The sequence below is a fragment of the Janthinobacterium breve genome, from assembly GCF_051380895.1.
Taxonomy (GTDB): Bacteria; Pseudomonadota; Gammaproteobacteria; order Burkholderiales; family Burkholderiaceae_D; genus Janthinobacterium.
This window is the reverse complement of sequence record NZ_JBNYXY010000009.1, coordinates 307,323-320,435: the sequence shown is the minus strand read 5'-3', so window position 1 is coordinate 320,435 and position 13,113 is coordinate 307,323. Positions and strand designations below refer to the sequence as shown.

Below are 13,113 nucleotides of genomic sequence, written 5' to 3'. Positions count from 1 at the left end.
GTTAAGGTATTTGCAGGAGTTTATGGGTTTGCAGGCTCAGCTTCCACTTCGGGTTGCTTTTGCACGTCTCGATGGCCAGCTGCATGTTGTGCGCGGCCAGGGGGCCGTCCATCGCCTGCACGAAGAAGTTCTCGAAATCCAGTTGTTCGTAGGCGGCCAGGTCCTGCTGAAACTGGGGGATGACGACCTTGATTTCATTGCCTTTGTGCACCACCAACGTGGAACCCATCTTCGGGCTGACGCAGATCCAGTCCACGCCGTCCGGCACGGGCAAGGTGCCATTGGTTTCAATGGCGATGGTAAAGCCCACCGCATGCATGGCGGCGATCAGGGCCGTGTCCAGTTGCAGCAGCGGCTCGCCACCCGTAAACACCACGTATTTACTGGGCGCGTAGCTGGCCGGCCACAGGCTGTCGATCAGCGCGGCCAGTTCCTGCGGCGTCTTGAACTTGCCGCCCAGTTCGCCATCCGTGCCGACGAAGTCCGTGTCGCAGAACTGGCACACGGCGGTGGCGCGGTCGCTTTCGCGGCCCGTCCACAGGTTGCAGCCGGAAAAGCGGCAAAACACGGCCGGACGGCCCGCGTGCGCACCTTCGCCCTGCAGGGTGTAAAAAATCTCTTTGATGCTATAAGTCACTGTATTTCCTAAGAGCTGGCTGGCGTCCTCGCGCAGGGCGACCGCAGTGGTGCCGGCGCACAGCGCCGTCACTGCAAAAAGCCGATTGACAACCCTCTATTATATGCCGGCGCGACACTTCCCGTGCAAATGCCGTGGCCGCCACCTGGCGCCGCGGCGTCAACGGCCAAGAAAGCCACAGCGGCAGGCATAACTGCGTAGCTTTTGCGTTTAGACAATATTAATAAGTCAAAGTTAATATATTTTCTGTAAGAACATTGCCTACTGGAAAATATTTAGGGAGCAAGGACATGCTGCAACGCTGGCTACGCCCGCCGTACCGCCTGAGCACCCTGGCCTGCCTGGCGGCCGGCGCAATCACTGCCCTGCACACCGTACCGATGCTGCCGGCAGACACACCCGCCACCTGGATGGCGGCATGTGACATCCTGCTGGGCGCGCTGACCCTGTTGCTGTGGCGCCAGCACCGGCTGGCGCTGCGCCGGCAGGCGCTGGAACAACTGCGCGCGGACGCCGAGCAGGCGCGCCTGGCCAGCGGGCAGTGCAAGGCGCGCGAGCAGGAACGCCTGCGCATCGGGCGCGACATCCACGACGACCTGGGCCAGCATTTGCTGACCCTTAAAATCGACCTGTCCCTGCTGCAGGCCGGCAAGCCTGGCGCGACGCCCCAGTTGGCGCAGCAACTGGCCATGATGGCGCGCAATGTCGACCTCAGCATCGCGGCGCTGCGCCGCGTCATCCACGACCTGCGCCCGCCCGCCCTCGATGCCGGCCTGCAAGCGGCGTGCGACGGCTTGCTGGCGGACTTCCAGCGCAGCACAGGCATAGACTGCAGCTGCGATTACCGGCTCGACGCCGCCGCCGGCAGCGCGCACGGTCCACTGCTATACCACGCGCTGCAGGAAGCGCTGGCCAATATCGCCCGCCATGCGCGCGCCACACATGTCCAGCTGTGCCTGCAGCAAGCGGGCGACACCCTGGCATGCCGCATCAGCGACGATGGCGTCGGGCTGTCGGGCTCGCCGCCGCGCCTAGGTTGCGGCCTGTCCGGCATGCATGAGCGCGTGGCGGCCGCCGGCGGCAAGCTGCACATCGACAGCCGCAGCGGAGCCGGCACCACCTTGCACCTGTCGCTGCCCCTGCCCCTGCCAAGCAGCCACGAAGAAGCGATGGTCCATCGCTGAAAATATTGCTCAATATCAACACCATCGCCTCCCCACGCTGCATCATGGCCAACGAGCCAGCCCCCATTCACGCCCAAGAAGGATGCATACATGCCGGATAGCCATGCACATGCCAGCGCATCGCCCTGCGATGAAGCCCAGGGTTTCGCCGTCAAGATGATGGAGTTGCTGGTGGTGCCCACCTTTGTCCTCGATGTGCATGGTCGGGTCATGATCTGGAACCGCGCCTGCGAGCAACTGACGGGCGTGCCGGCCAGTGAAGTGCTGGGCACGCACGAGCCGGGCCGCTGCTTTTACAACGACGAGCGCCCCACCCTGGCCGACCTGCTGTTGGCCGGACGCGGCGGCGACCTGCGCGCGCTGCATGCGCAGCAGCAATACCGCAGCAGCACGGGCAGCAATCTGTGCGCGGAAAACTGGTGCGACATGCCGCGCACGGGGCGGCGGCGCTACCTGGCCGTCGATGCCAGTCCCATCTACGGCAATGGCGACGAACTGATCGCCGTAGTCGAAACCCTGCGCGACATGACCGATGAAAAGCGCGCGCAGGTGGAACTGCAACGCCTGGCCACGCGCGATGGCCTGACGGGGCTGGCGAACCGGCGCTGTTTCGACGATACCATCCTGGCCGAGTGGCAGCGCGCCCAGCGGCAGGGCCAACCCCTGTCGCTGCTGATGGTCGATGTCGACAATTTCAAGGAGTACAACGATAGCCACGGCCACCAGGGCGGCGACCTGTGCCTGCGCAAGGTGGCCGGCGCCGTGGCCAGCGAAATGCGCGCGAACGACATGGTGGCCCGCTATGGCGGCGAAGAGTTTGCCGTCATCCTGCCGAACCAGTCGCTGAAGGGCGCTGCCATCGTGGCCGAACGCATCCGCCAGCGCGTGGAACGGCTGCAACTGCCGCGCAAGCGCCCCGACGGTGCCTGCGTCACCGTCAGCATCGGCGCGGCCACAGCCCTGCCCGGCCCCGGCACGGAACCGGGGCAGCTGATCCACACGGCCGACTGCGCCCTGTACCGCGCCAAGCACCTGGGCCGCAACCGCATCAGCCTGCCGGAAACGACGCTCTCGTAAGCAACAAGTGTCGGCCCCGGAAAACACGACCAAATTTGGTGTATATTTAGTCCTGCCACAGTTTTCTTTCTTATTCGGAGCCGCCATGGACCTCAAGGAACGCATCAAGCCGATTTCCTACCTCAAGGCCAATACCACGGAAATCGTCAACAGCTTTGACGCGGGCCAGGACGAGCCCATCATCATCACGCAAAATGGCGAAGCGAAGATGGTTGTGCTGTCCATGCACGCGTATCAGGAAGGCAAGCGGCAAGCGCGGCAGATGCAGGAACAGCATGCGTTCATGAAGCTGATCGCCATGGGCAACCAGGAAATCGCGCGCGGCGACGTGGTGTCCGAAGAAGGCTTCCTGGCCAGCCTCGACCAGGACTGACATGGCGCGCATCGTCGTGCTGAAAAGCGCCGAGGCCGATTTCTGGGAATTGCGCAGCGACTTCAAGACACGCCACACAGCGGCGGCGTACGCACACTTCAGCTGCGCTTTCCGGCAATTATTCGCTGATATCAAGACCTTGCCCGACAGCGGCGCCCCCATCGAGGCCGCCCGCGAAGTCGGCATGGATGTGCGGCAACGCCTGTGCAAAGAGATCCGCATCGTCTACCACCATGAGCGTGCGCATGACATCGTGTATATCCGCATGTTCCTGCCCACCCGGCGCGACTTCCTCAGCCACCTCACCACGCGCATCCTGCGGCCGGACTTTTAGCCCCTATGCAGGGCGACACGAATATTCTATGCTGCGGTGTTGCACTTTCATAACATCCAAAAAAGAAGGAGCCTTCGTGTCAAGAATCATGCCCGCTTTATTACCTGCTTTCGCCCTGGCCCTGTCGGCCATGGCCTCGTCCAACTTGGGCGCCGCGCCCGTCAAGCCGGCTGCCACCCACAGCGCCACTGCCAGCAAAGCCGACTTGCTGCCGTTCAAGGCCACGGAAAAGACCTTGCCCAACGGCTTGAAAATCATCATCGTGCCGACCGGCTTCCCGAACCTGGTCTCGCTGCAGATTCCCGTGCAGACGGGTTCGCGCAATGAAGTCGAGCAGGGCAAGTCCGGTTTCGCGCACTTTTTCGAGCACATGATGTTCCGTGGCACCAAGGCCTATCCGCCCGAGAAATACCAGGAAGTCATCACCCGTGCCGGCGCGCGCCAGAATGCCTATACCAGCGACGATTTGACCAATTACCACACCACGTTTGCCAAGCAAGACCTGGAAACCGTGCTGAAGGTGGAGGCGGACCGCTTCCAGCACCTCGATTACGCGGAAGATGCGTTCAAGACGGAATCGCGGGCCGTGCTGGGCGAATACAACAAGAACAGCGCCAATCCCGTCTCGAAACTGTTCGAAGTGATGCGCGACAGTGCCTACACCACGCATACCTACAAGCACACGACGATGGGCTTCATCCAGGACATCGAAGACATGCCGAACCAGTACGCGTACTCGAAGCTCTTCTTCGACCGCTGGTACCGTCCCGAGCGCACCACCATCATCATCGCCGGCGATGTGGAGCCGCAGCAAGCCATCGCGCTGGTGGAAAAATACTGGAGCGGCTGGCAACGCGGCAAGCAGCAGGCGGCCGTGCCCGTGGAGCCTGCGCCGCGCGGCCCCGTCTACAAGCACGTGGCCTGGCCGACGCCGACCCTGCCGTGGGTGGCCGTGGGCTTCCACGCGCCCGCGTTTTCCGTGAAGGACAAGGACCAGGCGGCGCTGGCAACGCTGCTGTCGCTGTCGTTCGGCCGCACTTCACCGCTGTATAAACGACTGGTGCAGAACGAGCAAAAGGTCGACCAATTGTTCGAGATGACGCCGGACCGGGTCGACCCGACCCTGGCCGTGCTGGGCGCGCGCGTGAAAAACATCGATGACGCCGTCTACGTGCGCGACGCCATCCTGGCCACCGTGGCGCAGCTGCGCGACACGCTCGTTAGCGAAAAAGACCTGGCGGACGCCAAGTCGGCCGAAAAATACGGCTTGATCCGCTCGCTCGACAACACGGAGCAGATCGCCGGCACCCTGGCGTCCTTCGTGCATTTCGACCGCTCGTACGCCACCATCAACCAGTACTACCGCCTGATCGATACGCTCACGCCGGCCGACCTGCAAGCCGCCGCGCGCAAATACCTGACGGACGACGGCCTGGTGGTGACGACCCTGTCGAACCAGCCGATGGCGGCCGCCATCGCCACCACGCCGAAGCTGGCCAGCCTGCTGCCGGCAGCCTCGAACGCCAAGTTCGACGTGCTGGTGCAAAAATCCGCGCTGCCGCAAATCCGCTACAAGCTGCTGTTTACGGCCGGTTCCGCGAAAGATCCGCAAGGCAAGGAAGGCCTGGCCGCACTGACGGCCGCCATGGTAGCGTCCGGTGGCTCGTCCGAGCGCAAGATCGACGAGGTCAATCAGGCCCTGTTCCCGCTGGCCGGCAGCTTTTCCCAGCAGGTGGACAAGGAAATGACGACGTTTACGGGCTCCATCCACAAGGATAACTGGACGCAGTTCAACGCCATCGCCCTGCCGCTGCTGCTCTCGCCCGGTTTCCGCGAGGAAGACTTCCGCCGCCTGAAGGATGCGCAACGCAACGCGCTGCTGCTGGACCTGAAGGACAATAACGAAGAGGAATTCGCCAAGGAACGCCTGCAAACGAATGTCTACGCGGGCACGCCGTATGGCCACCCGGTGCTGGGTACGGTGGCCGGCATCGACGCCATCACCCTGGACGATGTGAAACAGTTCTGGCAGAGCGCGTATGCGCAAGGCGCCGTCAAGGTGGGCATTTCCGGCGACGTCTCCGACGCCATGACGGCCTCGTTGACCCAGGCACTCGGCAAACTGCCGGCCGGTGCCGGCTTGCCGGCCACGCTGAAACCTGCAGGTCGCAAGGCGCAGGGACTGGAAGTGGAAATTATCGAGAAAAACACGCGCGCCACGGCCATTTCCTTCGGCCTGCCTTTGGAAGTGACGCGCACGCACCCGGACTTTCCCGCCCTGTGGCTGGCGAAGACCTGGCTGGGCGAGCACCGTGCCTCGAATTCCTACCTCTACCAGCGCATCCGTGAAATTCGCGGCATGAACTATGGCGATTACGCGTATATCGAAGCCTTCCCGCGCGGCATGTTTCAGTTCTTCCCGAACCCGAACCTGGGCCGCAAGGCGCAGCTGTTCGAAATCTGGATACGCCCCGTGGCGCCGGACAACGCCCACTTCGCCCTGCGCGTGGCCCTGACGGAATTGGGCAAGCTGGTCGACCATGGCTTGACGCAGGACGATTTCGCCACCACGCGCGACTACCTGATGAAAAACGTGTTTGTCATGACCTCGACGCAAGACCAGCAACTGGGTTACGCGCTCGATTCGCAATGGTATGGCACGCCCGAGTTTACCAAGCTGATGCGTGATGGTTTGTCCAAGCTGACGGTGGCCGATGTCAACCGTGCCATCAAGCAGCATTTGTCGGCGAAGAACCTGTCCGTGGTGATCGTCGCCAAGGATGCGGCCGGCCTGAAGGAAAAGCTCGTCAGCGACGCGTTTTCTCCCATCAAGTACGACAGCAACAAGCCGCAGGCGCTGCTCGATGAAGACAAGGTCATCGGCGCGATGCAGCTGCACATCAAGCCGGAAGCCGTCACCGTGACGCCAGCGGCGCAGGCGTTCGCCAAGTAAGTTTGTGCCAGGCCAACCTCGTCCGATGCAGCTTACCGGATGAGGTTGACCTGGTATTGGGCACGGCCAAACGCGCCTTCAAGCCGCAAATCCCCGCCTTGGTCGCAAAGTATCATCTTGGCAATCTAGTTATCCCCATAATGTTTTTCCACTCGTCCCGAGTGAGAACCATGACAAGGATCTCCATGCATCTGCTCCCTCCCCACCTTTACGCCAGTTGCGTCCTCGCCGTTGCCGCGCTGCCTGGCGCCCTGTACGCCCAGACGCCGGCCCTTGCGGGACACTGGCAATTCCAGACGGCGACGGGCACGACAACGACGAACGGCGTCGACGTCGACCTGATCGACACGGGCATACTCGACATCAGCGAAGACCAGGGCAGCTTGCGCGCGACGATATCCTGGCTCGACGAGCGGGGCCAGCTTACCTCGCCGCGCACGGTCAACGGCACGCCCGGCCCCGCCGGCACCGTCTTCCGGCATGGCGGCAAGCGCGTCAGCACGGGGCGCAACGGCAAGGAAGTGAGCACCGAGGTGACGATACGCTGGACCTTGCAAGCCAAAGGCAAGGTGCTGAGCGGCGTACGCCTGGTCGAAACCGATGAGAACGAACCCAAGCCCGTGACGGGAACGCGGCTCAGGGAACGCTATGTGCCGCCGGCGCTGCCAGCCGCACCACTGACGGCAAGCGGTGCCGCACGCGGCCCTTCGACGCCGGCCGAACGCGCGCGCGTGGTGCAGATGGCAAGTCAAGCGCAGCACGATCCGCTGGCGCTGCAACAGCGCGATGGCGCCTGGCTCAGCGCATGGATCGAGGCCATTCCCGACCTCACGTTTGGCGCCAGCATGCCCGATGACTGGCTGAACACCGCCCCCACGCCGGCCACGCGCGAGGCGCTGCGCTTCCAGTACCTGGCTAGCGTGATGGCCTTCCAGATCGAACACCCGGACCAGGCCCGGCAGCAGAGCGCCAGCGACCTGGCGGGCATGCAGGGCGTGTTGCGCGCCTACGACACACTGCTGCGTCAGGATAGCCGCTACCGTTCCGCAAAGCTGGACGCAGCGCTGGCGGCGCGCCAGCAGGACAGGCTGCCCGCCTTCCTGGCCACGCTGTCCGGCAGAGATGCCAGCATCGAGGCCGGCATCGAGGCCACATCGTCGCCGTCCAGCGACGCCACGGCTCGGCGCATTGTGGCGCTGGGCACCAGCGACCCGCGCGCCATGGACTGGCTCGACATCCTGAGCAACCGCTTCGGCGGCCGCATGACCGGCAGCGATGCCTACACGCATGCGGCGCAATGGGCGCGCATGCAACTGCATCAATGGGGCGTGCAGGCCGAACTGGAAGAAGCCGGTGCCATGCCCGTCGGCTTCAACCGCGGCCCCTGGTCGGGCAAGATGCTGGCGCCCCGGGAACAGCCCTTGCGCATGGCGACGCCCGCCTATTCGGCCGGCACGCGTGGCGTGCAGCAAGGGCTGGCCACCCTGGGACCGGCCACCCTGGAAGAAGCGCAGGAGCGCGCTGCGCAATTCAAGGACAAATGGGTACTGATCGGCGGTGAAAACAGCGGCGGCGGGCGCGATGGCAGGGCCATCCACAAGCCCGGGGCCATCACCCGGGTACTGATGGAAGCCGGGGCTCTGGGCACCATCCAGTCTGGCGAAGAACCACTGTATGCCGCCAGCGCGGCGCCCGCCACCTGGGCGACCCTGCCCACCCTGCCTGACATCAAGCTGGCCGCGCCACAATACGCCGACATCCGCCAGCGTTTGGCGCGCGCCGAAGCAGTCACCCTGGAGTTTGACATCCGCAACTGGTTCTATCCGGGCCCGGTGACGTATCACAACGTGGTCGCCCGCATCCCCGGCACGGAAAAGCCGGAAGAAGTCGTGCTGATCGGCGCCCACCTCGACAGTTTCGATGGCGGCACGGGCGCGGCCGACAATGGCGGCGGCGTGGCCACCATGCTGGAAGCGATGCGCCTGCTGGCCAAGTCCAATGCCAGGCCGCGCCGCACTATCATGCTGGCAGCCTTTGGCTCGGAAGAAATCGGCCGCAAGGGTTCGTTTGCCTTTGCCGAGCGGCATGCGGGTGAATTGAACAATATCGTCATGATGCTCAACCGCGACGGCCGGCCTGGCGCCATCGACGGCATCGCGGTCCCCACGGCATGGCAAGCCGTGTTTGGCCGGGTCGAACAGGCCCTGCAAGACGTCCATCCCGTGTTCGGTTTCGCCGCGAGCATCAATGACGTGCCGCGCGATGCCAGCAAGGCGATGAGCGCGCGGGCCGGCAGCGATGACGCCGTCTTCAGCCTGCATGGCGTGCCGACGCCGAAATTTACCGTGCTCGGCGATTTCGACTATGCGCGCGTGCATCACACGGTGCTCGACACGTACGAGAATGTGCTGCCATTTCGCTCAGCGCAGCAATATTCCGCCATCGCCATCGCCCTGACCGCGTATGAAGTCGCGAATGCCCCGGAAGAACTCAGCCGGAAAGGCTACTATCGCGCCGCCAGTCCGGCAAAATAGGCGTCAGCCCCAACGTCACTCGAAGGGATTGGCCACCGACGTCACCTCGGGCGGCGGCAGCTGGTCGGGCAGCGCCTGCTTTTCCAGCTGCGCCACCACGTCGCCCAGCAGTTTTTGCAGCTGTTTCGCCAAGGCCAGGCCCGGCTTGTCCAGGGTCAGGTCGATGTCGCCGCTGATGCTGATGCGGTCGATGCGGTTTTCGATGCTCAGGCCGCCGATCTCCAGCACATCGCTTTCATTGGCATACGGGACGAATTTCTTTGCGCACATGGGATTTCCTTTCAAGGGGATTATTTTTTGGACTTGCTATTGATCTTCGGCAAACTCAGCATGCGCAGCTTTTGCTGCCGCGTCAGCGACGGTAACAGATCGATGCCTATCCTGTCTTCCAGTTGCGCAATGCTCAGTATTTCATATGCCTTGGTATCGACGTTTTCTATGAAATAGGCGGCGCCGGAGCGCTGGCGCGGGCTGTACACGGCCTTGTACAGATGGCTGGGCACGATCACCCTGCCCACCTTGCGCAAGTTGCCGCCAATAAAAGCCGGTCCCGTGATCACGTACAGGTCGCCCTCTTTCTTGGCCATCTTGCGCACGGCGCCTTCGATGCCGGCCCACACATAGCGGTTGTTGCGAGAGTCTTGCGGCACCATGTTGGCCAGGGTAAAGCTGTCGCGCTGGCTCTGGCGGTCCGGCATGTCGCCGTTGGGCGCCATATGGCCACGGTCGAAGCCGCTGCGCGCATAATCGGCCAGCTCCGCGCGCTGGGCGGCGGGCAGCTTGCGTTCTGCATGGAAGGAATTTTCGCGCGACAAGTCCTGTGCCGCTTCCAGGTTGTTCGCGGTCAAGTGCTCGGCCGACCACAGCGGCGTGCGCGTAATACCCGAGTGCATGACTCCAAACACGTTGTAGCACAGCTCTTTCGTCGCCACGTCCAGCTTGGAGTTGGTGATTTCCGGCTTGCGGCCATCGACGTAATGGGCAGGACAGGCATCGGCATGCGCCAGGTTCACGGCAAAGGCGCAAGCCAGCAAGCCGCACGCCAGAGTCAGTCTGGCGATCGATCGTTGAATCATATTTCCCTCTGAAATCTTTGCAGGCCAGCATTCTAGCGGACGCGGGCCCTCGCCACAAACCCGCACAAACCTGGCGTGCGCGCCGGTATGCGATGGCGAACTGGCGTGCAGGCGGGCGGGCAGGCGGCCCTGCGCAGAGCTGGCGCAAATAAAGGCCAACAGGCTGCGCACAGCCATTCATATCTGCTAAGATTGCCTTGATTTGTTCGCATCGACCATTCAAGATTTGGAGAGCATATGATCAAAAAAACCCTGCTGCTGATCGTTGTCGTCGTCGCCGCCATCCTCGGCTATGCCACCACCAAGCCCGACACCTTCAGTGTCCAGCGCGAAATCACCATCAAGGCGCCACCCGAGAAAATCGCCGCCCTGATCACGGATTTCCACTACTGGGCTGCCTGGTCGCCTTGGGAAAAGCTCGATCCGGCCATGCGCCGCACCTTTGCGGGCCCGGCCAACGGCCTGGGCGCGCAATATGCGTGGCAAGGCAATGACAAGGTGGGCGCCGGCCGCATGGAAATCACGGAAGCGGCCCAGCCCGAGCGTACCGTCATAAAGCTGGACTTCCTGAAACCGTTCGAAAGCCATAACACCACCACCTTCAGCATGACACCCGAGGGCGACAGCACCAAGGTGAACTGGACCATGACGGGCCCCAGCCCTTACGTCAGCAAGGTCATGACGGTGTTTGTCAGCATGGACAGGATGATAGGCAAGGATTTTGAAAAAGGCTTGAACAACCTGAAGGCGGCGGCAGAGCACTAAGCCCCCTCACCGCCAACAGAAACAGGGCCCGCGCGGCCCTGTTTCTGTTGGCGCCGCCCTTGCGGGCCGGCGCCGTCAGAACTGTTCGATCCAGGCGGCCAAATGGTCCGGCGTGAGCGCCGGTTCAGCCTGCACTACCTTGCCTTGCAAGCCTTGTTCCGTCTTGCTCAGCTGCAAAGACCAGCCGCGCCGCGCCAGCCACAGCAAGCTGGCCAGCCAGAATGCGTGGATGGACGAGACGGGCGTGGTGGTGGGCGTTTCCAGGAATTCCGTCAGCAGCCGGCCATCGAGGAACAGCGCCGTGCCGCCCTGGTTTTGCAGTGCCGCGCCAAACACGGGCAGCAGCATGTCGATCGCTTGCTCCACGCCACGCCCCGGATGCTCGCGCTCGAGCGTGTCGAGCTGCTGGCGCACGGCGGCCGCAAAGGCGGTGCCGCGGAAGGCTTCCGAACTGACCAGGTCGGCATAATCCATCAGCAACCAGTCCGGCTCGGGCGGCGTGACGCCGGCCGTCAGGGCCGCCGACAGATACGCTTCCACGGGCAGTTGCTGTTCCGGCCCGGCCAGGCTGGCGCACAGGGAGTACAGGGTGCCGATGCGGTTGGCGACGGCTTGCCGCTGGCGCACCATCAGCTTTTCGCGCAGCAACTGGGCGTGTTCATTGCGCAGCCGCGCCAGCTCCAGCGCCTGCTTCAATTCCATGCGCAGGGCCGCGATATCCCACGGCTTCTGGATGTAGCGGTGGATCTGCCCCTGGTTGACGGCTTCCACCGTGTGCTCCAGTTCGGAATACGCGGTGGTCAGGATGCGCACGATGTGCGGATGGCGGTCCCAGGCGTATGACAGCAGCTCGTTGCCGTAGGCGCCTGGCATGCGCTGGTCCGACACCAGCACGGCGATGCGGTCGGCCTGCTCGTCGAGGATGCGCTTGCCCTCCTCGACCGAGGTGGCCGTCAGCACGTCGGCCAGCGGCGCGATGGCGCGCTGGAAATATTTGAGGGCGTTGGCCTCGTCATCGACATAGAGTATCGTCGGCAAGCCTTGCGCCGGCTCACGCTGAGCCGGTAAACGCAGATTGGCGTCAATCATGCTCGTTCCTTATATGTACTGGAAAATTCAGGGTTACCGTGGTGGAACTGCCAAACTCGGTGGCGATATCGAGGTTGCCGCCAAACGACTGCATCATGCGATGGCAAAACACCATGCCCCAGCCCTTGCCTTCGTCGCCGCTGGCACTGACGGGGTCGATCAACAACTGCGCGACAATCTCGGGGGCGATACCGGCGCCATTGTCGTGCACCGTGATGCGGCCGGCATCGATGCGGATGCCGATCGCAGGATGGGCTTGTTCACCGGCCGAGCGCAAGGCATTCGCCAGCACGGACGACAGAATCAGCGCGACGCAATTGGGCGACTCGGCAATGGCAAAATCTTCCCCCTGCTCGAGCGTGATGGCGGCGCGCTGGGCCGTGCTCAAGGGGTAGCTGTCGAGCAAGGCGGCCAGCAACTGGCGCGCGCTGCCGGCGCGGCGTCCGCCCTGCATGCCCGGCCCGGCACTGGCCAGGCGCACCGTGTCGACAAAGCTGGCCAGCACGGACAAACAATAGCGCGCATTGTCGTGCATCAAGGTGGCCGCTTCGCCGATCTCGGCCTGCGGTGCGGAATCCGCCTGCGCGCGCCGCGCGATGCCGCGCGCAAAATTGGCGATGGCCGCCAGCGGCGTGTTCAATTCATGCGCGAGGAAAGCCAGCGACTCTTCCATCGCCACCAGCCCCTGGCGGCGCGCGGCGCGCTCGCGTCCCGTCTGCACGGCCAGTTGCAGCGCCGTTTGCATGGCGGGCAAGTCGAGCGGCTTTTCCAGCAGGCGGAACAACGAACCGCCATTGATCAGTTCCAGCAGCACGTCCTTGTCCGCATACGCCGTCACCAGCATGCAGACGATGTGCGGATAGTGCTGCGCCACTTCCTGCAGCAGCTCGCTGCCCAGGCGGTCCGGCATGCGGTAGTCGGTAACGAGCACGTCGACCTGAGCGCCATTGTCTGCCAGCACAGCGAGCGCCGCATCGACGCTCTGCGCCGTCAGCACGCGGTAGCGCGGTCCGATGGCACGCTCGAAATACTTGCAGGCCAGCGCTTCGTCATCCACGTACAGCACGCTGGCGCGGCTATCGTTGTCCATG

At 63.5% G+C, this 13,113-nt stretch carries 12 protein-coding genes; 7 read left to right on the top strand and 5 right to left on the bottom strand.

From position 1 onward, the window contains the following. Window position 1 precedes the first annotated feature (1 nt). Window positions 2-637: a 7-carboxy-7-deazaguanine synthase gene (queE, locus tag ACQ4W0_RS19805; RefSeq protein ID WP_436578307.1), complete on the bottom strand. Its 636-nt coding sequence runs from the start codon at window positions 635-637 to the stop codon at window positions 2-4. A gap of 290 nt (window positions 638-927) precedes the next feature. Between queE and ACQ4W0_RS19800 the strand changes: the two genes are divergently transcribed. The 6 genes from ACQ4W0_RS19800 (at window position 928) to ACQ4W0_RS19775 (ending at window position 9,092) form a co-directional block, all read left to right on the top strand. Next, window positions 928-1,821 carry a sensor histidine kinase gene (locus ACQ4W0_RS19800; RefSeq protein WP_436578306.1) on the top strand — a complete coding sequence of 298 codons (894 nt, stop codon included), beginning with the start codon at window positions 928-930 and terminating at the stop codon, window positions 1,819-1,821. 90 nt (window positions 1,822-1,911) lie between these two features. Beyond that, window positions 1,912-2,898: a sensor domain-containing diguanylate cyclase gene (locus ACQ4W0_RS19795; RefSeq protein ID WP_436578305.1), complete on the top strand. Its 987-nt coding sequence runs from the start codon at window positions 1,912-1,914 to the stop codon at window positions 2,896-2,898. Between the two features lie 85 nt (window positions 2,899-2,983). After that, window positions 2,984-3,271: a type II toxin-antitoxin system Phd/YefM family antitoxin gene (locus tag ACQ4W0_RS19790; RefSeq protein WP_436578304.1), complete on the top strand. Its 288-nt coding sequence runs from the start codon at window positions 2,984-2,986 to the stop codon at window positions 3,269-3,271. Between the two features lies 1 nt (window position 3,272). Continuing rightward, window positions 3,273-3,605 carry a hypothetical protein gene (locus tag ACQ4W0_RS19785; protein WP_436578303.1) on the top strand — a complete coding sequence of 111 codons (333 nt, stop codon included), beginning with the start codon at window positions 3,273-3,275 and terminating at the stop codon, window positions 3,603-3,605. Window positions 3,606-3,681: 76 nt separating this feature from the next. After that, window positions 3,682-6,558: a M16 family metallopeptidase gene (locus ACQ4W0_RS19780; protein WP_436578302.1), complete on the top strand. Its 2,877-nt coding sequence runs from the start codon at window positions 3,682-3,684 to the stop codon at window positions 6,556-6,558. A 185-nt stretch (window positions 6,559-6,743) separates the two neighbouring features. Further along, on the top strand, window positions 6,744-9,092 hold the full coding sequence (locus tag ACQ4W0_RS19775) for a M28 family metallopeptidase (RefSeq protein WP_436578301.1): 2,349 nt from the start codon (window positions 6,744-6,746) through the stop codon (window positions 9,090-9,092). A 15-nt stretch (window positions 9,093-9,107) separates the two neighbouring features. On the opposite strand, the gene ACQ4W0_RS19770 is transcribed toward ACQ4W0_RS19775, so the two are convergent. Together ACQ4W0_RS19770 and ACQ4W0_RS19765 are read right to left on the bottom strand one after the other, a co-directional pair. Further along, complete coding sequence (locus ACQ4W0_RS19770) at window positions 9,108-9,362, bottom strand: nucleotidyltransferase family protein (RefSeq protein WP_102122935.1); 255 nt, start codon at window positions 9,360-9,362, stop codon at window positions 9,108-9,110. Between the two features lie 20 nt (window positions 9,363-9,382). Then, the gene (locus ACQ4W0_RS19765) at window positions 9,383-10,168 is read right to left on the bottom strand and encodes a DNA/RNA non-specific endonuclease (protein ID WP_436578300.1); all 786 of its coding nucleotides are present in this window, start codon (window positions 10,166-10,168) and stop codon (window positions 9,383-9,385) included. 237 nt (window positions 10,169-10,405) lie between these two features. Here ACQ4W0_RS19765 and ACQ4W0_RS19760 point away from each other — a divergent pair, with 237 nt between their 5' ends. Next, a complete protein-coding gene (locus ACQ4W0_RS19760) occupies window positions 10,406-10,933 on the top strand; it encodes an SRPBCC family protein (RefSeq protein WP_436578299.1) in 528 nt (175 codons plus the stop codon). 75 nt (window positions 10,934-11,008) lie between these two features. Here the strand turns inward: ACQ4W0_RS19760 and ACQ4W0_RS19755 are convergent, their stop codons facing one another. Both ACQ4W0_RS19755 and ACQ4W0_RS19750 read right to left on the bottom strand, forming a co-directional pair. Then, window positions 11,009-12,022 (bottom strand): response regulator, encoded by a 1,014-nt coding sequence (locus ACQ4W0_RS19755; RefSeq protein WP_436578298.1) that lies wholly within the window; start codon window positions 12,020-12,022, stop codon window positions 11,009-11,011. Beyond that, a complete protein-coding gene (locus tag ACQ4W0_RS19750) occupies window positions 12,015-13,112 on the bottom strand; it encodes a hybrid sensor histidine kinase/response regulator (protein WP_436578297.1) in 1,098 nt (365 codons plus the stop codon). The genes ACQ4W0_RS19755 and ACQ4W0_RS19750 overlap by 8 nt, the downstream gene beginning before the upstream one ends. Window position 13,113: the final 1 nt, after the last annotated feature.